Source organism: Streptomyces sp. 2A115, from assembly GCF_052245575.1.
In the GTDB taxonomy this organism is placed as follows: domain Bacteria; phylum Actinomycetota; class Actinomycetes; order Streptomycetales; family Streptomycetaceae; genus Streptomyces.
Genome location: NZ_JBQQCG010000017.1, coordinates 65,881 through 87,141 on the forward strand (window position 1 = coordinate 65,881; position 21,261 = coordinate 87,141).

The 21,261-nt window shown below is 70.3% G+C and carries 21 protein-coding genes and 1 pseudogene; 11 read left to right on the forward strand and 11 right to left on the reverse strand.

Annotation, left to right across the window (positions count from 1 at the left end):
• Window positions 1-42 precede the first annotated feature (42 nt).
• Window positions 43-636 (forward strand): DUF308 domain-containing protein, encoded by a 594-nt coding sequence (locus ACTWQR_RS17225; RefSeq protein ID WP_443227956.1) that lies wholly within the window; start codon window positions 43-45, stop codon window positions 634-636.
• Between the two features lie 69 nt (window positions 637-705).
• Here ACTWQR_RS17225 and ACTWQR_RS17230 read toward each other — a convergent pair whose 3' ends face one another.
• The 3 genes from ACTWQR_RS17230 to ACTWQR_RS17240 all read right to left on the reverse strand — a co-directional run bounded on the left by ACTWQR_RS17230 (window position 706) and on the right by ACTWQR_RS17240 (window position 2,929).
• Complete coding sequence (locus ACTWQR_RS17230; protein ID WP_443227957.1) at window positions 706-1,086, reverse strand: hypothetical protein; 381 nt, start codon at window positions 1,084-1,086, stop codon at window positions 706-708.
• A 339-nt stretch (window positions 1,087-1,425) separates the two neighbouring features.
• Entirely contained in the window at window positions 1,426-2,280 is an 855-nt protein-coding gene (locus ACTWQR_RS17235) for a Bax inhibitor-1/YccA family protein (protein ID WP_443227958.1), read from the reverse strand.
• A 181-nt stretch (window positions 2,281-2,461) separates the two neighbouring features.
• Window positions 2,462-2,929 (reverse strand): SsgA family sporulation/cell division regulator, encoded by a 468-nt coding sequence (locus ACTWQR_RS17240; protein ID WP_443227959.1) that lies wholly within the window; start codon window positions 2,927-2,929, stop codon window positions 2,462-2,464.
• Window positions 2,930-3,563: 634 nt separating this feature from the next.
• Here ACTWQR_RS17240 and ACTWQR_RS17245 point away from each other — a divergent pair.
• The 3 genes and pseudogenes from ACTWQR_RS17245 to ACTWQR_RS17255 all read left to right on the forward strand — a co-directional run.
• Window positions 3,564-3,941 (forward strand): nuclear transport factor 2 family protein, encoded by a 378-nt coding sequence (locus ACTWQR_RS17245; RefSeq protein WP_443227960.1) that lies wholly within the window; start codon window positions 3,564-3,566, stop codon window positions 3,939-3,941.
• Window positions 3,942-3,965: 24 nt separating this feature from the next.
• Entirely contained in the window at window positions 3,966-4,514 is a 549-nt protein-coding gene (locus ACTWQR_RS17250; protein ID WP_443227961.1) for a carboxymuconolactone decarboxylase family protein, read from the forward strand.
• A gap of 46 nt (window positions 4,515-4,560) precedes the next feature.
• Window positions 4,561-4,656: pseudogene (locus tag ACTWQR_RS17255) on the forward strand (alpha/beta hydrolase); the annotation flags it as partial.
• Between the two features lie 135 nt (window positions 4,657-4,791).
• Here the strand turns inward: ACTWQR_RS17255 and ACTWQR_RS17260 are convergent.
• Window positions 4,792-5,220, reverse strand: a complete 429-nt coding sequence (locus tag ACTWQR_RS17260; protein ID WP_443227962.1) for a hypothetical protein — start codon at window positions 5,218-5,220, stop codon at window positions 4,792-4,794.
• A gap of 118 nt (window positions 5,221-5,338) precedes the next feature.
• Between ACTWQR_RS17260 and ACTWQR_RS17265 the strand changes: the two genes are divergently transcribed.
• The gene (locus tag ACTWQR_RS17265) at window positions 5,339-5,878 is read left to right on the forward strand and encodes a CGNR zinc finger domain-containing protein (RefSeq protein ID WP_443227963.1); all 540 of its coding nucleotides are present in this window, start codon (window positions 5,339-5,341) and stop codon (window positions 5,876-5,878) included.
• Window positions 5,879-5,954: 76 nt separating this feature from the next.
• Here the strand turns inward: ACTWQR_RS17265 and ACTWQR_RS17270 are convergent, their stop codons facing one another.
• Complete coding sequence (locus tag ACTWQR_RS17270; RefSeq protein ID WP_443227964.1) at window positions 5,955-6,428, reverse strand: Dps family protein; 474 nt, start codon at window positions 6,426-6,428, stop codon at window positions 5,955-5,957.
• A gap of 271 nt (window positions 6,429-6,699) precedes the next feature.
• Window positions 6,700-8,286 carry a GMC family oxidoreductase gene (locus tag ACTWQR_RS17275; protein WP_443227965.1) on the reverse strand — a complete coding sequence of 529 codons (1,587 nt, stop codon included), beginning with the start codon at window positions 8,284-8,286 and terminating at the stop codon, window positions 6,700-6,702.
• A gap of 61 nt (window positions 8,287-8,347) precedes the next feature.
• Here ACTWQR_RS17275 and ACTWQR_RS17280 point away from each other — a divergent pair, with 61 nt between their 5' ends.
• On the forward strand, window positions 8,348-8,629 hold the full coding sequence (locus tag ACTWQR_RS17280; protein WP_443228023.1) for a TetR family transcriptional regulator: 282 nt from the start codon (window positions 8,348-8,350) through the stop codon (window positions 8,627-8,629).
• Window positions 8,630-8,674: 45 nt separating this feature from the next.
• On the opposite strand, the gene ACTWQR_RS17285 is transcribed toward ACTWQR_RS17280, so the two are convergent.
• Complete coding sequence (locus ACTWQR_RS17285) at window positions 8,675-9,727, reverse strand: ricin-type beta-trefoil lectin domain protein (RefSeq protein ID WP_443227966.1); 1,053 nt, start codon at window positions 9,725-9,727, stop codon at window positions 8,675-8,677.
• A 228-nt stretch (window positions 9,728-9,955) separates the two neighbouring features.
• On the reverse strand, window positions 9,956-11,329 hold the full coding sequence (gene dacB / locus ACTWQR_RS17290) for a D-alanyl-D-alanine carboxypeptidase/D-alanyl-D-alanine endopeptidase (protein WP_443227967.1): 1,374 nt from the start codon (window positions 11,327-11,329) through the stop codon (window positions 9,956-9,958).
• A 328-nt stretch (window positions 11,330-11,657) separates the two neighbouring features.
• Here dacB and ACTWQR_RS17295 point away from each other — a divergent pair, with 328 nt between their 5' ends.
• Both ACTWQR_RS17295 and ACTWQR_RS17300 read left to right on the forward strand, forming a co-directional pair.
• Window positions 11,658-11,852 carry a hypothetical protein gene (locus tag ACTWQR_RS17295; RefSeq protein ID WP_443227968.1) on the forward strand — a complete coding sequence of 65 codons (195 nt, stop codon included), beginning with the start codon at window positions 11,658-11,660 and terminating at the stop codon, window positions 11,850-11,852.
• 61 nt (window positions 11,853-11,913) lie between these two features.
• The gene (locus ACTWQR_RS17300; protein WP_443227969.1) at window positions 11,914-12,093 is read left to right on the forward strand and encodes a hypothetical protein; all 180 of its coding nucleotides are present in this window, start codon (window positions 11,914-11,916) and stop codon (window positions 12,091-12,093) included.
• Here ACTWQR_RS17300 and ACTWQR_RS17305 read toward each other — a convergent pair.
• Window positions 12,077-12,247 (reverse strand): hypothetical protein, encoded by a 171-nt coding sequence (locus tag ACTWQR_RS17305; protein WP_443227970.1) that lies wholly within the window; start codon window positions 12,245-12,247, stop codon window positions 12,077-12,079. The genes ACTWQR_RS17300 and ACTWQR_RS17305 overlap by 17 nt on opposite strands.
• A gap of 513 nt (window positions 12,248-12,760) precedes the next feature.
• Between ACTWQR_RS17305 and poxB the strand changes: the two genes are divergently transcribed.
• From poxB to ACTWQR_RS17320, 3 genes are all read left to right on the forward strand, one after another.
• Window positions 12,761-14,494 (forward strand): ubiquinone-dependent pyruvate dehydrogenase, encoded by a 1,734-nt coding sequence (gene poxB / locus ACTWQR_RS17310; protein WP_443227971.1) that lies wholly within the window; start codon window positions 12,761-12,763, stop codon window positions 14,492-14,494.
• A gap of 114 nt (window positions 14,495-14,608) precedes the next feature.
• A complete protein-coding gene (locus ACTWQR_RS17315; RefSeq protein WP_443227972.1) occupies window positions 14,609-15,109 on the forward strand; it encodes a MarR family winged helix-turn-helix transcriptional regulator in 501 nt (166 codons plus the stop codon).
• 13 nt (window positions 15,110-15,122) lie between these two features.
• Window positions 15,123-17,021 carry an MFS transporter gene (locus ACTWQR_RS17320; RefSeq protein ID WP_443227973.1) on the forward strand — a complete coding sequence of 633 codons (1,899 nt, stop codon included), beginning with the start codon at window positions 15,123-15,125 and terminating at the stop codon, window positions 17,019-17,021.
• A gap of 9 nt (window positions 17,022-17,030) precedes the next feature.
• On the opposite strand, the gene ACTWQR_RS17325 is transcribed toward ACTWQR_RS17320, so the two are convergent.
• Complete coding sequence (locus tag ACTWQR_RS17325; RefSeq protein WP_443227974.1) at window positions 17,031-18,923, reverse strand: BTAD domain-containing putative transcriptional regulator; 1,893 nt, start codon at window positions 18,921-18,923, stop codon at window positions 17,031-17,033.
• A gap of 94 nt (window positions 18,924-19,017) precedes the next feature.
• Window positions 19,018-20,982 carry a multicopper oxidase family protein gene (locus ACTWQR_RS17330; protein ID WP_443227975.1) on the reverse strand — a complete coding sequence of 655 codons (1,965 nt, stop codon included), beginning with the start codon at window positions 20,980-20,982 and terminating at the stop codon, window positions 19,018-19,020.
• Window positions 20,983-21,261: the final 279 nt, after the last annotated feature.

The window sequence follows — 21,261 nt, forward strand, 5'->3', positions numbered from 1 at the left end:
GGGCCGGCGACGACCCCCTTACCTGAGAAAGGCCGAACCCACATGAGCACGCAGACATCGACGCCGGCGCTTCCGGCGGCCGCCACGGACGAACGCTTCTCCCTGCTGAGGCTGTACCTGGGCCGTGGTGTCCTGGCCGTGGCGTGGGCCCTGGCGTTCGCAGGAGCCCACGAGAACGTCGACGCCGTGGCGATCACGCTGCTGGTCGTCTACCCGCTGATCGACGCGGTGTCCTCGCTGATCGACTACCGGGCCCTCCCCGACGGATCGGAGCGCCGGGTCACGGCGTTCAACGGGGCGCTGAGCACGCTCGCCGCCATCGCGGTCGGTATCGCCGGGGCCGGTGGCGTGGCGCCGGTGCTCCATGTGTTCGGTGCCTGGGCCGTCATATCCGGCGCCGCCCAGGTGGCCGTCGGGCTCAAGCGGCGCGGCCCCGAGCTGGGCAAGCAGTGGCCGATGCTGATCGCGGGCGGACTGTCCTTCGTCGTCGGCATCTTCTACAACATCCAGGCCGCGGGCAGCGATCCCTCGCTCGACGTACTGTCCGTCTACGCCACGGGTGGCGGGGTGTTCTTCGTCGTCCAGGCGGGCCTGCTGGGCTGGAAGGCCCGCCAGCTGCGCACCCGGACCGTCTGACGGCCGTACCCCATCTGTTCCGTCCTGGCCCGCGTCTCTACGACGCGGGCCAGGACGTTTCTCATGTCGTCAGCCGACGCGGTAGCGCACCGGGAGGGACAGCTCGCCGTGGATGACGCCGGAGCCGATCCACTCCAAGAGGGCCGCCGGGGAGGGGAGTTCGAGTTCGGACACGCGGGAGAGCAGGGTGCGAAGGGCGATGGTCGTCTCCAGGCGGGCGAGCGGGGCGCCCCGGCAGTGGTGGATGCCGTGTCCGAAGGCCAGCCGACGGGGGCCGGCCGGGTCACGTCGAGAACGGACGGGGCGTCGTCCTCGGCCTGCGGGGCGTCGCGCCCTGCCGCACCGGGAGCGGCGACGATCACGCCCCCCGGGGATCGGCATCCCTCCGGGCCGCTCGCGCAACAGCCGTAGCTGATCGGTGTGTTGCAGCAGGGCGGTGAGCCAACGCATCCCAGGCCATGTCGTGGCCGAGTTCCGCCCAGCCCTTCGGGTCGAGTTCCGCCCAGCCCTTCGGGCCAAGTGGGACTCGGCCCGAAGGACGGGCCCGAACTCCCGCAGCCGGGCGTACCGCGCGGGGGCGTCCGCCTTGGGAGCGGGATCGAGGCGACCCCGCCGTCCTGGTACGGGCACTCCTCGTCGGGCTCATGACGCGTCTCTCCCGTTCCGGCGGTCCGGTCGTCGTCATGAGGACGAGCCGGGTCGCCGGAACGGGTTCAGGGGGCGGACCGGTGCACGGACACGCCGGAGGGGGCACGCGCGGTGCGCGTGCCCCCTCCGGCGGCAGAGAACTCAGTTGTCGCTATTGAAGATGGTCAGCACGCGCAGCACCTCCAGGTAGATCCACACCAGTGTCATGGTGAGACCGAAGGCGGCCAGCCACGCCTCCTCGCGGGGGGCACCGTTGGCGACAGCGTCCTCGACCTGCCTGAAGTCCAGCGCGAGGAAGGCCGCGCCGAGCAGGATGCCGATGACGCCGAAGAGGATGCCGAGGCCGCCGCTGTGGAAGCCGAGCCCGTTGCCCGCGCCGAAGGCGGAGAAGAGGAGGTCGGCGACGAGCAGCAGGAGGAAGCCGGTCGCGGCGGCGGCCAGGAACCCGGTGAACCTCTGGGTCACGCGGATCCAGCGCATCCGGTACGCGACGAGCACACCCGCGGACACCGCGAAGGTGCCGAGCACCGCCTGGACGACCACACCTGGCGCGACGTAGGTCGAGATCGTGCTGGAGAGCACGCCGAGGAAGACACCCTCGAACGCGGCGTACCCGAGGATCAGTCCCGGGGACGGCGTCCGCTTGAAGGCCTGGACCATCGACAGGGCGAAGGCGACGAGAGCCGCGCCCAAGGCGATGCCGTAGGACCGGCCCATGTTCGCCTCGTCGACGGGCAGCAGGAGCCAGGACAGCACCGCCGTCAGGGCCACGGTGCCGAGCGTCGTCCCGGTGCGGACGATGACGTCGTCCATCGTCACCGCGGTCCCGTCGGTCCGCGGTGACGTGTCGGCACCGGGGGCGTAGGGGTTGGTCGCGTAGTCGTCCGTCGGTCGGCTTCCGACCGTGGTGCCCACCGGTCGGCGCGCGTGGGCATCCGCCGCGCCGGCGTCACGGGCGGCACCCCAGCGGGAAAAGATCGGGTTGCTGGTCCTCACGTCATTCCTCCTCGTCCGCCGCGCACTCGCGGCCTGCGGCAAAGCGTTGTCATCGGGTGCCCGGGGCGGCATACGTGTGCCGTCGGCCACACACCGGGCCGACGACTGCAACCCTGTGCGTCACCACTCTGACAGGTGACGCAATGAGAAGCAAGTCATCCGTGTGCGCACGCGGTCGCGGTCATTCGGGCGGTGCCGCCGGGCCGTCGAGCAACTCCATGAGGAAGCCGTCCCAGTTCAGGCCGTCCATCTCCGCCTCGGCCGAGGTGATCCGGTAGGTCGCGTCGAGCCACTCCGCCAGCGGCGCGGCGGGCACCTCGAACAGGGCCTCCACCTCCTGTGATTCGAGAAGCAGCCAGGAGGAGGGCCGCTCCCTGGGTAGCGCCGGCCACATCCGTACATCGGCGCAACCGCTCATCGACGTCAGGCCGTGATGCAGGAGCTCGCGGCCGATGCGCCAGATGAGACTCGGTCCTCGTTCCGCCAGGAACTCGACCGTGATCACGGCTGGCATGTCCGGGTCGAAACGGAACTCCGCACGTATCGGCAGCGGGGTGAACTCGTCGAGCATCTGGTCGAGGTCCAGGAACAGCGAAGGCACAAGCTCGGGCGCCGAACGCGCCTGCAGGGGTGACTGATCGCGGTGCATGACAGGAGTTCCCCTCCGTCGGACGAAGTCTGCGTCTACCACTCTTCGCCGAGAACAGAACCCGCACATCGGTCACTTGACGGTCAAACTGCGTCACCTCTGAGGGGGGTGGCAGCGCCTCGGCGTCCACGGAGCGGCGCCGGGAGGCGTCGAACGCGCCGCTCGGGAGGTGACGTAAGTCAATTGGCTGCGGAGGCCGAAAGCCGACCGGCCGGGATACCTCTCTCGCCGGCCAGGTCGTGTTCTGGGGCGGCCAGGTCTGTCCGGTCGCTTTCAGGAAGTCGGCCGGTGGCTCGTACGGTGGAGGCTGGTATCTGTCCGAGATCATGGAGGCCTGTGCGAGGCCCTCGGTACGGTCCTTGAACTCCTCCTTCACCGCGTCCAGCGGGTCCGGACTCACTTGCCTGCTCAGCGCACACGTTTCCAAATGATCGCCGCACTGGGAATCAGAGCATGAATTCGAAGTGTTTGTCACGTGTGAGCGGTGGACTGTTCTGGCCTGCCCCGTGTGTTTCCCGTGACCTGTCTGGGGTCACCGCGGCGGCCATAAGTGGACCCAAGGGTCCGGTATGATGGTTATCGGACCCTCGGGTCCGCTTGTGGCGTTCATTCACAACCGAAGGACACACCCACGATGAGTCATGTACGTATCTCCGACGCCCTCCGCGCCCTGGTCTTCGAGCCCGACCCCGCGCTGGAACTGCACCAGGTCCTCGACCGCTACTACGCCCCGGAGTACACGCACCGCAGTGACGGAAAGACGCTGAACCGCGACGAGTTCACGCAGATGGTCGCGAACATCCGCGGCCAGGTCACCGGAGGCACGGTCACCGTGCTCGACGAGGTGACCGACGGCGACACCTACGCCGAGCGGCACGTCTTCCGCATCACCCTGAGGAACGGCACCACCCAGACCCGGGAGATCGCGATCTTCGGCACCCTCGCCGAGGACGGCCGCTTCCGGCACCTGAGCGAGACGGGTTTCGACGTCGAGCCCGCCCGAACCGTCTGAGCCACCCACGATCGGAGGACCACCATGCCCCGTCTCACCGACCCGGCCCCCGCCTCGTTCCCGGACGAGGTCGCCACGTTCCTCGGCAAGCTGCCGCCCGACCCGATGGTCAAGATGATGTCCCACTCGGCGGGCACCGTGAAGCCGTTCGTCGAGTTCGCCAGGACACTGTTCACCGCGCTCGAACTGTCGGCCCGCGCGCGCGAACTGGTGATCCTCACCGTCGCCGCCCACACAGACGGCACGTTCGTCGCGGCCCAGCACGACCCCATGGCACAGTCGGCCGGTGTCGACGAGCGGACCCGTCAGCTCGTCCGCGAGCGGCAGATCGACAGCCCGGAGCTGTCCGAGGCCGACCGTGCCCTCATCCAGTTCACCGCAGAGGTGGTGCGGCACCCACGTGTCTCCGACGAGGTCTTCGCCGAGGCCCGCCGGTTCCTCAGCGACCGCGAACTGGTCGAGGTGCTGCAAGTGGCCGGTTACTACTGGTCGTTCGGTCGGATCGCCACCGTGCTGAACGTCGAGGTGACCAAGGTGTACGACGACGAACCGGTGCTCAACACCGGCGCCTGACATCCGAGGCCGGCTCCGCGGCGGCGGGGTTCCAGGCGAGGCCCCCGGCGCCGGCCACGTCGACCTCTACGACAAGCGCGAATACATCGACCCCGCCGTCGAGAAGCTCACCGATTACTTCACCACCAACCTCGACAAGTGACCCCACCTCGACAAGTGACCGACTGGGGCCATGTGCGGGGAACATGACGAAGGGGCCGACAGCTCACGCTGTCGGCCCCTCATCGTGTGAGCCGTCCTGCACCGATGGCCCTTCGGATCAGGTGCCGGGTGCGCGTCACTTCGCCTGCAGGGGCCCCGCGAAGGACTTGCGCAGGGACGCGGGAGCGGCCAGGGGAAGGAGCGCGGCGAGCATCTTGCCCTTGACCGTGCTCGGCTGCCGCGTCAGCTCGACGTCGACCCGGGTGCCGTCGCCCTCGGGTGTCATCCGGAAGACCCAGCCGCCGCCGGCCCCGAAGAGCTTGGAGTCGAGCGTGGTGATGGTGACCGTGCCACCGGCCGGCTCCCACTCGTAGCGTGCGCGCTCCCAGGCGGCGGCGGTCCCCTCGGTGACCTCGGCCCAGGTGTCGCCGAGTTCGTGGACCTCGAAGTGTGCGGCGTCGATCGTGGGCCAGACCTCGGCGCGCGCGGGGCTGAAGTCGGTCAGTACCTCCAGCACATCCTTCGGGCCGAGCTGGGAGACGAGATGGAACCGCACGACTGCCATGGGATTTCCTCACCGGGAAGTAACCGTTCTGACTGGTGACGAAAGATTCCCATGAGGCCTCGTCACCTGTCAAGATGGTTACTCCGGAGAGGGTCCACTCACCTGTCAGGAGGGTCACGTGAGGCATGCGTTTCCGTGCGGGACGCCCACGCTCGACTTCGTGGGCACCCTGCAGGAGCGGCGGGCGCCGGTTCCGATCGAGCGGATCGGCTCTCCCGTGCTGCTCGACTCCTGGTTCGTCGAGTCCGGGCTGCTCGACGAGAGGCCCGGATCCGACCAGGCGGACCTTCGCGCGGCGATGGGGCTGCGGGAGGCGATCTACTCACTGGTCAGCGCTCGTCTTGTCGACCGTCCCCTGCCCGCCGGGGCGGTCGCCACGGTGAACCGGCAGGCCGCCGGGGTGCCGGTGGCGATGCGCCTGGGCTCCGCGGGGACCAGCCGTTCCGGCATGACCTCCCAGGCCCTCACCGAGCTCGCCCGCGAGGCGGTCGAGATCACCGCCGGCGGGGATGCGGCGCTGCTGCGCGAGTGCGGACACCCCGACTGCACGCACATCTACCTCGACCGCTCCCGGGGCCGCAGACGGGAGTGGTGTGCGATGCAGGCCTGCGGGAACCGCGTCAAGGCAGCCGCCCTGCGGGTACGCCGCCGAAGGTGAGAGGCCCTGCCGCGGGCGCCTCGCACATATGTCCCAGCGGGGACGGCCCTCTCATATGGAACCGTCCCCGCATCCCTCAACTGCGGTTCTCGGCCTGGAACATCCAGCTCTGCTTCTCCAGTTCGGCGGTCAGGCCGATCAGTAGATCCTCTGTCACGGCGTCCGCCGGACCGGTCACCCCGATGCGTTCCCGCACTCGTTCGATGACGGCGGAGAACGTCCGCACCAGAGCGTCGATGGCGTCGACGTCCTTGGTCCAGCCCGCCGCGAAGTCGGGCACACCGCTGGTGGCGGCGATGGTGGCGGCCCGCCCGTCCGGACTGACCCCCAGCGCGGCGGCGCGTTCGGCCACCGTGTCGGCGTACTCGCGCGCGGTGGTGACCACCTCGTCGAGCTGCAGGTGGACGGAGCGGAAGCGCGGCCCGTAGAGGTTCCAGTGCGCCTGCTTGGCCACCAGGGAGAGATCGAGCAGGTCGACCAGGGTCGCCTGCAGGGCGCTCCCCGCGATCTCGCGCTCTTTGTCCGGCAGTGGGCTGTCTATGACGGTCATGGGTGTGCGGTTCCTTTCCGGATTGTCGCCAGCGTCCCCATTGTCGAAGTCGCCGGTCTGTCATGGATCAGTCGTTTGACTGCCGATCGGCGGTAAGCGACACCGGATTGACCCAATCGAGGGGATCGGTCAGGGACCGACGGGGCAGGGACGCCGCGTCCTGCGGCAGACCGATGCCGCGGGCGATCTCTTGGGCTCGCTCCGACCAGGACACCGACGTCGGTGGGGGCGTGGTGGAGGTCGTCGTTCTGCTCCACGAGGCCTACGTGTGTCAGGCGGATTCGCGTATGAACTCGGCGGCGCGCTCCGCGATGGCGTAGACGGTCGCGTTGGTGTTGTTGGACGGGATCGAGGGGATGACGGAGCCGTCGGCCACGCGCAGCCCTTCCAGCCCTCGCACCCGCAGCGCGGAGTCCACCACGGAGACCTCGTCCTCGCCCAGCGCGCAGGTGCCGACGGGGTGGCAGTAGGACTGGAAGGCCGTACGGGCGTACGCGGCGAGTGACTCCGTGTCCGTGACATCCGGCCCCGGGGCGACCTCCTCGGTTCCCCAGGACGCCGGCGCCGAGGCGCGGGCTATCGCGCGCGCCGTCTCGATGCCTGACAGCGTGACGCGGATATCCCGTTCGTCCGTGAAGTAGGCCGGGTCGAGCACCGGCGCCGCGTACGGGTCGGACGAGGTGATCCGCAGGGTGCCACGGCTGTGGGGCAGCAGGGGCGAGACCCCGATGGTGAAGCCGTTCTCCACCGGGGCGACCGGGTTGGGGAGCGGGAGGTCGACGAAGAGGATCTGGAGGTCGGGGCCGTCGAGCTCGGGTGCGCTGCGCAGCAGACCGATGATCTCGGCGTGGTTGCCGCGCGCCGGGAGTACCGTGCGACGGGTGCGGTGGACGAGGCCGACGATGGGGTGGTCGTGCAGGTTGCGGCCCACGCCGGGCAGCTTGTGGAAGACCTCCACGCCGGCCTTGAGCAGCTCCTGCTCGGGTCCGACTCCGGAGCACAGCAGGAGCTGGGCGGAGCCGATGGCACCGGCCGTGACGACGACCTCGCGCACAGCGCGCACGGTGAACACGCGGCCGTCGACGCCGTATTCGACCCCCGTGCACCGACGGCCGTCGAAGAGCAGCCGGTGTGCCGTCGCCCTCGTGATCACGTCGAGGTTGGGGCGGTCGAGTGCGGGGGTGAGGTAGGCGTCGGCGGCGCTCTGCCGGTGCCCGTCGACGATGTTGAGGTCGACGGGGGCGAAGCCCTCCTCCAGGCCGCCGCTGATGTCGTGTGCCCGGCGGTGTCCGGTCTCGACCGCCCCGTCGAGGCAGGCGAGCAGGACCTCGTTGGGCTCGGCCGTCGGCGCGACGGTCAGCGGACCTGAGGTGCCGCGGCCCCGGGCGCCGTTGACGGCGGTCTCGGTGCGCTGGAAATAGGGGAGCAGGTCGTCGAAGGTCCAGCCCTTGGCGCCGTGTTCGATCCACCTGTCGTAACCGGTGCGGTGGCCGCGGGCGAAGACCATGGCGTTGATGGCCGACGAACCGCCGAGGCCCTTGCCGCGCGGCAGCATGATGCGGGGGCCGGGTCCGTCCAGGGGGGAGCCGGAGTGCTGGGGGACGGTCGTGTCGCCCCAGTTGGCCGGGGTCTCGCCCAGGGCGAGCCAGGCCGGCGGGTGGGCCACTGCCTCCGGCAGCTCGGCGGTGGCGGTGCCCGCCTCCAGAAGCAGGACGCGGACATCGGCGTCCTCCGTCAGCCGGGCGGCGAGGACACAGCCGGCCGAGCCGCCCCCGACGACGATCACGTCGTAGACCTTGTTCCCGGCTTGCTCCGGGTCTGCGGAGGGCGTGGAACTCGCTGAGTGATGACGATCCATGGCTCAAGGCTCCTTCGGGTGAATCGGTGATTCGGTAGTCGTCCTGGTCGGCGCCGAGCTGCTGGAGGAGGGCGGCCCGGACGCGGTGTCGACACGTGCCGTCGCCGCTGCGGCCGGGGTGCCGGCGCCGTCGGTCTTCCGGCTCTTCGGGACAAGGAAGCCACATGCGGCAGGCCGGACAGCGGGCCGTCGCCGGGGGATTCGGCGGGCGACACCCGGGGACACTGAAGAAACGTGTTCCGCCCGCTGTGAGGTTCAGCGGCAGCCCCGACTGCCACAGGAGACGAACAGAGCCGAGGGCCAAGAGTGCCGGCTCAGATCAGTCCCCGGGCTGTGGCCCTGACCCTCGCGGCTCCACCGGCACCGGGCTCGGGCCGCCCGCGGGTGCTCAGGACGTGGACCACTTCTGGTTGACACCGCCGGAACAGGACCACAGCTGGAGCCGAGTTCCGTTCGCCGTACCGTTGTCCCGTACGTCCGTGCACTTGTCGGCGGGCGTGCTCACCAGGTCGTGGCGGTGGTTCAGTACGAACCGCTGCGTAGAACTCCCGTTGCAGGAACCGAGTTCGAGGTCCGCCCCGTCGGCCGTCGCGCCTCCCGCGAGCTGCACGCACATGCCGAGTGCGCGCATGGTCCCGCCTGTGAAGGTCCAGCGCTGCGAGGTGGATTCCGAGCAGTCCCAGATCATCAGTTTCGCCCCCTCTACGGCCCTGCCGCCCACGATGTCCACGCAGCGCTGCGAGGCGTGGCTGAACACGTTCACACCCGGCGCCTCGGCCGGGGCGGTCGCGCCGGACCCGGCCGTGTCCTTCGCCGGGGCGGTGGCGTGCCTGTCCTCTCTCTGCGCACTGCTTTTGGGCGGGGCGGGTGTGGGCTTCCCGGAACCGTCGGGCTCCTTGCCGGCGCCGGTACCGGACGCGCTCACCGAAGGTGCAGGCACACCGCCGAGCCCGTCGACGACGTCTGTGCCGTAGTCACCGGAGTCGACGGCCGCCGACACCTCGTCGCGCTTGTCGTCGTCATGACCGCCGGCCAGGCCCAGGGTCAGCAGGACGCCGCCCACCGAAAGCAGTCCCACGATGCCCACGACGGCGAGCGCACCACGGAACCCCTCGCGCCGGGCCTTGTCCCCGGTGCGTCGGGCGGCAACCGGTTCGAGCGGTACGACGGCGGCCGGCGTGGGGCTGGTGTCCGGGGCGTCGGCACCCCGGCCGGTGTTCCCCCGCGACCCGAGCGAGGAGATCTGGGTGAGCCGGGGCAGGGAGGCGCCTGTCCCGGCCGTGTCGGGCGGACGACCGCTGCTCCCCGATGCGGCCGGCTTCGCGTCACCGGACGTGGCGCCGTCCTGAGCGGCCTCGGAACCGGTACTGACCGACCGGGCGCTTCCCGGGACTCTCTTGGGGAGGTCTCCCGCCGACCGGGGCGTGTGTGGAGGCTTCATGGGTTCCTTTCCAGCGGAGCCGGAGCGTGGGAGGCAGAGTTGCGGAGGTCGGACCGGTCACCCGGGGCGGTTCGGTCCTGCCACACATAGAGCGAGTCCGCCGCCGTTCCGGTTCACCCCCACGACGTGCGACATGTGACTGATACCGGGGAAAGTGGGCGCACACGAACGCCGTCCGACCTCACGGTCGGGCGGCGTCTCGGTGTGTCGTACCGGTCCTGAACCCGGTTAGACCCAGCAGCCGTTCACGGTCGCGGCGAGGCCGTCCATCGCGTCCTTGATGTCGTTCGGAGCGGCCGTGGAGCCGTTCTCGATGAAGGAGAACACCCGCCATTCGCCGTCCTCGGTCCGGGTCAGACCGCTCAGGGCGACGGCACCGGTGAGGGTGCCGGTCTTCGCCTGCACCTTGCCGACCGCGCACTGGGAGTTCGGGTCGTCGAACCGGCCCCACTCCGGGCCGAGGGTGGAGCCCGCCTCACCGGCCACCGGCAGGCCGTCCAGGATGGAGCCCAGAGTGTGCGCGTAACGGGGCTCCGTGAGCAGTTCGAGGATCTGCGCGAGGGTGGCCGCCGGGATGCGGTCGGTCCGGGACAGGCCGCTGCCGTCGTGGATCTCGAAGTGGTCGAGGGAGACGCCGTAGCGATGGCTGAGCACCTGGCGTACGACCTCGGCGCCGCCCTCGAAGGTGGCGGGGCGTCCCGCACCCACGGCGGTCATCCGCAGCAGGGTCTCGGCGATGTTGTTGTCGCTGGTCTTGAGCATCTTCTTGACGATGTCCGCCAGCGGGGTCGACTTGTGGCGTGCGACGGGCACGGCGGTGCGGGCTGCCGTACCGCGTGTGACGTCGCCGTCGACGGTGATGCCGTCCTCGGCGAGCAGCTTGGCGAACGTCTGCCCGGCGTCGATGGAGGTGTCCTGGACGCCGCGTCCGTCGACGACCAGGGCGCGGACAGGGGCGACGGAGTCCGGGTAGTAACCCTCGTTCCAGCCGTCGGCCAGGGTTGGCGCGGGGAACAGGCTGTCGTCCACGGCGACCTTCACCGAGGTCAGGCCCGCCTTCTTCAGCCCGGCGACCGCGGTCTGCGCCAGCTCGGCGAGGTCGGCGCTGGTCAGGGTGCGGTCGCCGCCGCCGACGAGGGTCAGGGCGCCGTCGCCGTAGACCACCTTGGTGGTGAACCGGTGCTCCGGGCCCAGCACCGTCAGCGCGGCGGTCGACGTGGCCAGCTTGACGTTGGAGGCCGGCATCAGCGCGGTGGAACCGTCGTGGTCCCACAGGGTGCTGTCGGAGTCCGCGTCGAGCACCACCCCGCTCACGTCGGAGCCCAGCCGCTGGTCGAGCACCCGGGTGTCCAGATTCGCGGCCATCTGCTGGTCGTCGGCGTCGACACCCTCGGTCGCGTCGGCCGCCGTGCCCGTCGCGCCGTTGCCGGAGGCGGCGAAGGCCGAGGGCCCCGCCAGCGCGGCCGAGGCCATGGGCACCGCGATCGCGAGCACGACGGCACGCCGGACCCCTGAGCCGCCCTGTTTCGTCTTGCGGTGCCGACGCCGGCCTCCCGGTGCGAAGGCAGCCCTCTGCTGTGTTTCCTCTGTCGAGTTGCTCATGGAATCCCAAGGTCCGAGTAAAGAAACGTGTGAGAAGAAGATCGGCGCGCACACTACCACCCGTCATGTGTGACGTCCGGGACGGTCGGAGCGGCCGTCGAGCATTGCACATGTGTGCATGGGCTCACACAGGTTTCCTGGCCGGTGTGAAATGTGAAGGATGCCGCCGGCGAAGTCGGTGTGCCGGAGTCTCCGGGCATGTCAGCCGGTCACGCAGCTCACACATACCGTTCGTCACCTGCTTGACAGGTGACGAATTCGGATGCAGCATGAAACCGGTCCCGTCGACCGACGGGACCGTCCACGATCCACGAAGTGGAGGCTGGTCATGAACCAGGAAGCCACGATGGACACCGCCGCGGTGACACGGCGTGCGCGCTTCGGCAAACTGCCCGAGCGCATCCGCTACGAGGACATGACCGAAGCGGCCGAGTCCGCGCCGAGCGGCGGGGCGAACACCTCATCCGAGGACACGGGCACGTGGCGCACCTCCTCGTGTCTGGCTCTCGACCTGGGGCTGTAGCACTCAGGTGCAGGTCCGTATCGCATCCATCGCTGAACACCCACCGTCAACAGGGCAGGTCATGAACACCTACGAACACCCCCTCTTCCCGGGCCGTCCGGGCAAGGAGCAGGAGGCCATCGAGGAGCTGCTCCGCCGGGTCAACTGCAACGACCGGCGGGAGCCGGACCGTCAGGCGGAGGAGTACACCCGGAAGACACGCCAACTGGCGGCCATCACCTTCCTCAGCGCCGTTCTGTGACCGTCGTGTCCGCGGTGCGGGAGAGGGCGAGAAGGGCGGTCGCCGTAAAGTCGTCCGCCGGTTCGACCGTCTGCCAGGCGGCCACGTCGTCGACGTAGCCGGCACCATGCCCGTCGAAGTCGGACCACCGGTCTCCGGACGGCTCGGCGGGCACGGACCATGTTGTCGAGCCTCTCCAGGTCGCGGTCGCCCAACAGGTCCGGCTGCTGGGGCCATTGGCCACGGCGTTCCGCGGGATGCCCCGGCCCGGTGCGGTTCATGGCGAGGTTCGCCACCTGGTTCTCAGGGCAGTGCGCGTACGTCTCGTCCGCGCCGATGGCGAAGCCGGTGCCCCAGGGGTTGGCGCCGAAGATCCAGCCGCGCTGCCGGGGGGGCGAAGGCGTTGTAGCGGTGGTCACCGGTGACGCGCGCGTACAGCCCGGCAGTTGCCACCGGCCCGAGGACGCGCGGCACGGCGTCGAACTCGGTGAGGACGACACCCGCGCCGAACGGGTCCCGCGCGGCCTGTCTGCCCTACGAGGTGCGAGGGGCCGGAGCCCTCCCAGTCGTCCGACCCAGTGGCCGAAGGCGCCCCGGCGCCGATTACGCAGTCATTCGACGGATGTGTGCGCAATGTCGGTCCCGGAGGCTGAACGGACACGCTCACGACCGACGAAAGGCAACCCGCATGCCCACCTTCGCCGACCACGTCATCGCCTCGCTCAAGGCCTCCGGTGTGCGCCGTCTGTACGGCCTGCCCGGTGACTCGCTCAACGGTCTGACGGACTCCATACGCCGCGACGACGGCGTCGACTGGGTGCATGTGCGGCACGAGGAGAGCGCCGCCTTCGCGGCGGCGGCCGAGGCCGGGCTGACCGGACAGCTCAACGTCTGCGTCGGCAGCTGCGGTCCGGGCAACCTGCACCTGATCAACGGGCTCTTCGACGCCCAGCGCAGCCGTGTGCCGGTCCTCGCCATCGCCGCCCAGATCCCCGGCGGCGAGATCGGCTCCGGCTACTTCCAGGAGACCCGCCCGCAGGAGCTGTTCGCCGAGTGCAGCGTCTACGCGGAGGTCGTCACCAGCCCGGAGTCCGGGCCGCGCATCCTGGAGACGGCCATGCGGGCGGCCGTCGAGCGCAGGGGAGTGGCGGTCGTGGTCGTACCCGGCGAGATCTTCCTCGCCAAGACCGGCCGGGACCTGGCCCCCACTGTCGTACGCCCGACCGGGACCGTCGTCCGCCCGGACGACGACGCCCTGAGCGAGGCCGCCGCGCTGCTGAACGACGGACAGCGGGTGACGATCCTGGCCGGCGCCGGTGCGGCCGGAGCCCACGACGACCTGGTCCGGCTCGCCGAGACCCTCAAGGCCCCGATCGTGCACGCCCTGCGTGGCAAGGAGTACGTGGAGTACGACAACCCGTACGACGTCGGCCTCACCGGACTGCTCGGTTTCGCCTCCGGCTACAAGGCGATCGAGGAGGCCGACACCCTGCTCATGCTGGGCACCGACTTCCCCTACCGGCAGTTCTATCCGCGCGGCGCGAAGGTGATCCAGCTGGACATCCGCGGCGAGCAGATCGGCCGGCGCACCCATGTCGACCTGCCCCTCGTCGGCAGTGTGCGGGACACCCTGCCCGCGCTGCTGCCGCTGCTGAGCGTCAAGAAGGGGCGCAAGCACCTCGACGAGGCCCTCGCCCACTACGCCCGCACCCGGAAGTCGCTGGACGCGCTCGCCGTCAACGACCGCGAACGCACCCCGATCCACCCTCAGTTCGTGGCGCGCACCATCGACCGGCTCGCGGACCGGGACGCGGTCTTCACCGTCGACGTGGGCTCCCCGGTGGTGTGGGCGGCCCGCTATCTGACCTTCAACGGGCAGCGGCGGCTGCTCGGTTCGTTCAACCACGGCAGCATGGCCTGCGCGCTGCCGCTCGCCGTGGGCGCGCAGGCGGCGTACCCGGGTCGTCAGGTCGTCTCGCTGTCGGGCGACGGCGGGCTCACCATGCTGCTCGGGGAGCTGTTCACCCTCCGGCAGAACCACCTGCCCGCCAAGATCGTCGTCTTCAACAACGGCTCGCTGAACTTCGTCGAGCTGGAGATGAAGGCGGCCGGCATCGTCAACTACGCGACAGAGCTGGACAATCCGCAGCTCGCCGAGGTCGCCGCCGCGATCGGGCTGTGGACGCGCCGGGTCGAACGGCCCGGCGACCTGGAGGACGCGCTGAAGGGTGCCTTCGCCCACGACGGCCCGGCGCTGGTCGAGGTCATGACCGCACGTCAGGAGCTCTCCGTTCCGCCCGCGATCACGGGGGAGCAGGCCAAGGGCTTCACCCTCTACGCGATCCGCACCATCCTGTCCGGCCGGGGCGAGGAACTGCTCGACCTGGTGACCACCAACGTCTCCCGCCGGATCCTGCGCTGACCGGCGGAGACGAAACACATATCTCAGCGAGCGTATGTGACGCACACCTGAAACACTTGCACAAGGCATCGAGAAACCCCATGGTTGCCCTGGGCAATGATATTGGAGGTACATGTGTCCGAGAACGCTCAGTACGAGGAGCTGATGCGCCAGCTGAGCGCGGTCGGCTCCGTGCGGCGGAAGCTGGACCGGGCCCTTCCGAACGGTGCCTCCAGCGGATCCGCCATGGTGCTGGCGCTGCTCGACCGCGACGGCGACATGCGTATCGGCAGGCTCGCGGAGCTGCTCGCCGTCGACATGTCGGTCACCAGCCGACACGTCGCGCACCTGGCCGCGCAGGGCTGGATCGACCGCAGCCCCGATCCCGCCGACCGGCGCTCGCGCATCCTGCGCCTGACTCCCGAGGGCCGGACGCAGCTCGCTGAACTGTCCGATCGCGCCGCCCAGTTGCTCGCCCGGCGGCTGGGCGACTGGAGCGACGAGGACGTCCGCCGGCTGACGTGGCTCCTGTCCCGGCTCCGGGCGAGCTTCGACGACCTGTGGACCGCACAGGACTCGTACGCCGAGCCGCCCGAGGACGCCCACTCCTGCCGTACACCCGCTGTCACCACATAAGGAAAGAAACCTCATGACAACCACCCCACGAGCAGGTGTGCGGGCACACGCCCACCACGGAGGAGATGCCGCGCACGCTCCGATGACACACGCGCAGATCATGCGCGCCCTGTCCGGACTGCTGCTCGGCCTCTTCGCCGCCATCCTGTCCTCGACCGTCGTCACCAACGCGCTGCCGAAGATCATCGGCGACCTCGGCGGCGGCCAGAGCGCCTATACCTGGGTCGTCACCGCGTCGCTGCTGGCAGTCACCGCCTCCACCCCGCTGTGGGGCAAGCTCGCGGACCAGTTCAGCAAGAAGATCCTGGTGCAGTCGGCCCTGATCATCTACGCCGTCGGTTCCCTGGTGGCCGGGCTGGCGCAGAACCCCACGACGCTGATCGGCGCCCGTGTCATCCAGGGCCTGGGCGGCGGCGGTCTGTCCGCGCTGGCGCAGGTTGTGCTGGCCGCGATGATCTCCCCGCGCGAGCGCGGGCGCTACTCCGGCTACCTGGGCGCCACCTTCGCCGTCGCCACCGTCGGCGGCCCGCTGCTCGGCGGTGTCATCACCGACACCAGCTGGCTCGGCTGGCGCTGGTGTCTGTTCGTCGGCATCCCGTTCGCGCTCATCGCGCTGGTCGTGCTCCAGCGGACGCTGAACCTGCCGGTGCTCAAGCGCCAGGTCAAGGTCGACTGGGCCGGCGCCTTCTTCGTCACCGCGGCCGTCTGCGCCCTGCTGATCTGGGTCACCTTCGCCGACAACAAGTACGACTGGCTGTCCTGGCAGACGTACACGCTGGTCGGCGCGTCGATCGTGCTGACGGCGATCTTCCTGTTCGTCGAGACGAAGGCGAGCGAACCGATCATCCCGCTGCGGCTGTTCCGCAACCGCACCATCACCCTCGCCTCCCTCGCCTCCCTGTTCTCCGGCATCGCGTTGTTCGCGGGCACCGTCTTCTTCAGCCAGTACTTCCAACTGGCGCGCGGCGACTCCCCGACCATGTCGGGCGTCATGACGATCCCCTTCATCGCGGGCCTGTTCGTCTCCTCCACGGTCTCCGGCCGGATCATCACCCGCACCGGCAGGTGGAAGAGCTGGCTGCTGGCGGGCGGTGTCCTGCTGACGGCGGGCCTGGCTCTGCTGGGCATGCTCCGCCACGACACCCCGTACTTGTTCATCGCGCTCTGCATGGTGCTGATGGGCCTCGGCGTCGGCATGACGCTCCAGAACCTCGTGCTGGCCACGCAGAACCAGGTGTCCCCGGGCGACCTGGGCGCCGCGTCCTCCACGGTGACCTTCTTCCGGTCCCTCGGCGGCGCGGTGGGCGTCTCGGTGCTCGGCTCGGTCCTCACCACCCGGATCGGCCACTACGCCCGCGACACCATCGCCCAGCTGGGCCCGCAGGACCGGGCGACGGCCGCCAAGGCCTCCGGCGGCGGCGAACTGCCCGACCTCGCCCTGCTGCCCGCCCCGGTGCGCACCTGGCTGGAGAGCGCCTACGGCCACGGCATCGGCGACATCTTCCTGTACGTCGCTCCGGTCGCCCTGATCGCCTTCCTGGTGACGCTGTTCATCAAGGAGGTCCCGCTGCGCGCCTCCAGCGGCCTGGTCCAGGCGGCCCAGGCAGCCCGGACCGTGCAGGACGCCGAGGGGGTCGCCGGGGCGCCCGGCGGGATCCCGGTCCGCGGCCGCGTCCGCGGCGTCGAGAGCGCGCCCGTCCCGCGGGGCGCGGTCACGCTGACCTCCGTGGAGGGCCGCGTGCTGAGCCGGTCGGCCGTCCGGCCCGACGGCTCCTACACGCTGGACGCCCCGGCCACCGGACCGTACGTCCTGATCACCTCCGCCGACGGCTACGAGTCCCAGACGTCCCCGATCGTGGTGGAGGAGGAGCCGGTCGTCCATGACGTCGTGCTGACGGTTCCCACCGCCTGACCGGTCCGGTCAGCGCGACGCGCCGGACCGGACGACACCGACGGCCCGGGTGGACGGAGTCGACCGGTCGGACAGCGGACGTCCGGGTCCTCGGCCGTGCTCGACGGCGTACACCCGGACCAGGGCGTGCAGCCGGTGGTGCCCGGGCAGATACTCCGTCAGCAGCTGCGCGTCCGCCAGTTCGGCGAGCAGCAACCGTACCGTCTCCTCCGGCTCACCGCTCAGGGCCGCCGCGGCAGACCGGGAGAACTCCGCGTCCCCGCGGCGGGCGAGCAGTGCGAGCAGGTGCCGCGCCGGTGTACTCAGCCGGTCGAAGGACCACGAGAACGCGTCCCGCAGCGCGCCGTCGTACCGGTGGCCCAGCTCGCTCACCCCGCTCGGCCCGGTGGGCAGTTCGGCGGCCATCCGCGCCAGCGGGAAGGAACCGCGGGACACCGTGTGCGCCGCGACGGCCGCCAGCGCCTGCGGCAGTCGTCCGCATCCCGCCACGATGGCGTCGACGGCCTCCGGCTCCCGTCCGGCGCGCTCCGCCCCGACCCGGCCGACGAAGAGCGCGCGGGCGTCGGCCCGGCTCGGCAGCCCCAGCGACAGCAGACGGGCGCCGTGGCTGGCGACGAGTCCGGCGAGACAGGTCCTGCTGGTGACGACCACACAGCTGCCCCCGTCGCCGGGAAGGAGGGGGCCGACGTCCTGGGCGGCGGGCACGTTGTCCAGCACCACGAGGACCCGTCGGCCGGTCAACAGACTGCGGTACAGGCCCGTCCGCGCGGCGAGTCCCTCCGGTACATCGTCCCCGGGCACCCCCAGGGCGACCAGCAGCGCGTGCAGGGCCTCGGCGAGGCTCATCGCGGGCCCGCCGCCACCGAAGCCCCGCAAGTCCAGATGGAGCCGCCCGTCGGGGAAGCGGTCCGCCACGCGGTGCGCCCACCGCACGGCCAGCGTCGTCTTGCCCACCCCGGACATGCCGTCGATCGCGACGAGAGCCGTGGCGCGCGGTTCCGCCGCGCTTTCCTCCAGCAGGGCGTCCAGCCGCGCCAGTTCCTCCGTGCGCCCGGCGAAGACCGGGAGCGTGGGCGGAAGTTGGGAGGGACTTGTCCAGGAGCCCGCCACCTGTCCGGGCCGCCCGCCGGCGCCGGATTCCGGCGTCGACAGCAGCCTGCGATCGTCCTCCAGAACACGCTGGTGCAACTCGCGCAGACCGGGCCCGGGGTCGATGCCCAGTTCGTCGGCGAGCAGCCGCCGCCCGGCGTCGTACGCCTCCAGCGCCTCGGTCCGCCGCCCGGACCGGTACAGCGCCAGCATGAACAGCTCGCGCGGCCGCTCCCGCAGCGGGTTGCGGTCCATCAGGACGGACAGCTCCACAGCGGCCTCGCGGTGCGCGCCGGAGGACACCTCCAGCGCCAGGCACTCCTCCAGGGCTGCCAGCCGCAGTTCCTCCAGCACGGCCCGGTGGCGGCCGGCGAACGGAGCGTCGACACCCGCCAGGGGCTCGCCGGACCACAGCGCGAGCCCCTGGCGCAGCACAGCCACCGCCCGCGGCAGATCGCCCTGTGCCGCCAGGTTCCTGGCGCGGGACACACCGGCGCGGAACTCGTCCAGGTCGAGACGGACGGCCGACAGGGCGTAACCGCGACAGGTCGTCTCGATGACCGAAGGGCCGGACGCGCCCAGGGCGGTGCGCAGCCGCGACACGTAGGTGCGGATCACGGCCGGTGCCGTGGGCGGTGCGACCGGACCCCACAGCGCGTCGACCAGGCTGTCCATCGAGGCGCGTCTGCCGTCGCCGAGGAGCAGCGCGGCGAGGGTGGCACGCTGCTGAGGCGACCCGAGGTCCACCTCCACGCCGTCGCACCGGGCGCTCACACGCCCCAGCACGAAGAACCTCAGGCCGTCGTCTTCCATCGGGTGTTCCCCTCGTGTCACCGCTGCCGACGGTCCACCGCGGCCGTCGGCATAGGTTCAAACGAGAGGCGGAACAGAAGCGTTCACACCAGGCTCAGTGATGTGTGCGCCTGGCGTGATGTGTTTGCGTACCGCTCATGTCCATGCCGCCCATGTTCATGGACTGCATCATGTGGTGCATGGTGAGCACGGACGGCGGCATGATCACCAGCGGCCGCATCATGCCCTCGTCCTCGTGGTCGAGGATGTGGCAGTGGTACATGAACCGGCCGCTGAGCGCGCCGTACCGCCCCAGCACCGTGACGGCCGTGTTCGTGGCGAGGGCGAAGGTGTCCTTCCAGCCGCTCTCCTCCGGCGCGACGGGCAGCGCGGCGCCCAGTTCGAGCGGCTTGGTGGTGCCGCCCAGGGTGAAGTCCATGCCGGCGGCGTCGACCGAACGCCGGTCCACGACCTGGAAGTTCATCAGGTGGATGTGCATGGGGTGGACGATCGGCGGGCCGCCGGCCGGCGCGAGGCTGAGGAACGTCCACTTCTCCCAGGCGCCGGAGGAGCCGAAGAAGGTGGTGGTGTCCTCGAAGGCCGTTCCCACTCGGCGCAGGGTCTTCGTGCCCCCGGCGAGCTTGACCCGGACGACGCCGTCTCCCTGCTTGGTGGAGCCGTCGGCCTCCTGCATCTCCCACATCTGCGGCATGGTCCGGGTCTTGTCGAACGCGACCACCACGAAGCGCTCCACGGCCCCCTTGGGGGCGTCCGCGGTCGTCAGCCGCTTGAAGTCGTGCGACAGCGTGGCGGGCGCCTTGTACGGCGACTTGGCCTGCCGTGCCACCCGGAACTGCATGACGTCGGGGAACGGTATGTTCGCCGGCGGCACGGGCACTCCGGCGGGCGCGCCCGGCACCGTGTTGACCAGTTTCAGCCGTTTGCCGGCGAAGGCCGCGAAGTCGACGACGACGTCCGCGCGCTCCCCGGGATTGAGGGTCAGCGCCTCCTCGATCACCTGGGGCTTGCCGAGCAGGCCCAGGTCGGTGCCGATCAGCTTCATGGCGTTCGGCACCGCCTTGCCGGTCTCCTCGTCGATCACGACCAGCCGGTAGGCCCTGCTCAGCGCGGAGTTGACGATGCGGAAGCGGTAGGCGCGCGCCTGAACCGACAGATACGGCCACACCACGCCGTTGACCATGGTGTACGGGCCGAAGAAGCCGACGGCGGTGGGCAGTTCGCCCGGCACCGGCTTCCCCAGCGAAACCCTCTTGGCGAGGATGCGGCCGTCGAGCCGCCCCGCGGAGTCCGTGTCGAAGTTGACGTCGGCCAGGGCCAGCGGGATCTCGTAGACGCCGCGCGGAAGGTCCAGCCGCTCCTCGGCCTCGTCCCGGACGATGTAGTGCCCCATCAGCCCTGACATTACGTTCAGCGCGGTGACCGGCATGGCGTGGTCGTGGTAGAAGAGGTGCGCCGCGGCCAGGTCGTTCGGGTACTCCGACAGCTGCGAGCCCCCGTACGTGACACCCGAGTCCGGAGCGCCGTCACTGGTCGCATGCTGGTGCCCGCCATGCAGGTGTACGGAGGTGTAGGCGACGAGGTCGTCGACCTCGGGCCTGCCGATCGCCCCCTGGGAGCCCGGCCTGTTGAGCGGCTCCAGCCCCGGGGCCGCGCCGGCCGGCAGGGTCCAGACCGCCTTGACCGGGTGCGTGCCGCGCAGTCGGTTGGCCCAGGCGATGCGGGTGCGCCGGCCCCGCTCCACCTCGATGGTGGGGCCGGGGAAGTGGCCGTCGTAGGTCCACAGTGGTGTGGGAGGCATCTGGGAGTGCAGCCGGAGCCGCCTCTCCACCAGCGGGATCTCCGTTGTGCCGTCCTTCTTGGGCCGCAGCGTGGGCGGAACGCGCAACGCGTCCTTGAAGGGCGTCAGCTTCGTCGTGGACGGCCGTGACGCCCCGTCCAGGGGGCCGGACGCGGCTGTCGCCTCTTCGTCGCCGAGCAGGTTCGTCGTCGCGTAGAGCGCGGCACCCGCCGTCGCAGCGCCTGCCAGGCCTAGAAACGTCCGTCGATTTCTGTGCTTCACGTGCTTTCCTCTGTTGCAAGGGTGTGTGCAAGGACGCGGGACCGGACCGAAGCAGGTGTGATGCCCACGTGTCGACTCAGCCTAGTGGGTGCGGATATACGGCCTGCAGACATGCGCTATACGGCCGGGAGGTTTGTGCGCGCGATGCCGTCGCTCTCCGGTTGCCCGCGCGCGTGTGTGTGCACATGTGTGAAGGTGGCCGGCTTCCGCCCTTGTGTGTCTACTGAGACATGTGATTGCTTTGCGTCGGAAAGAACCTTCTGCCTGTCTGGTCGGCTT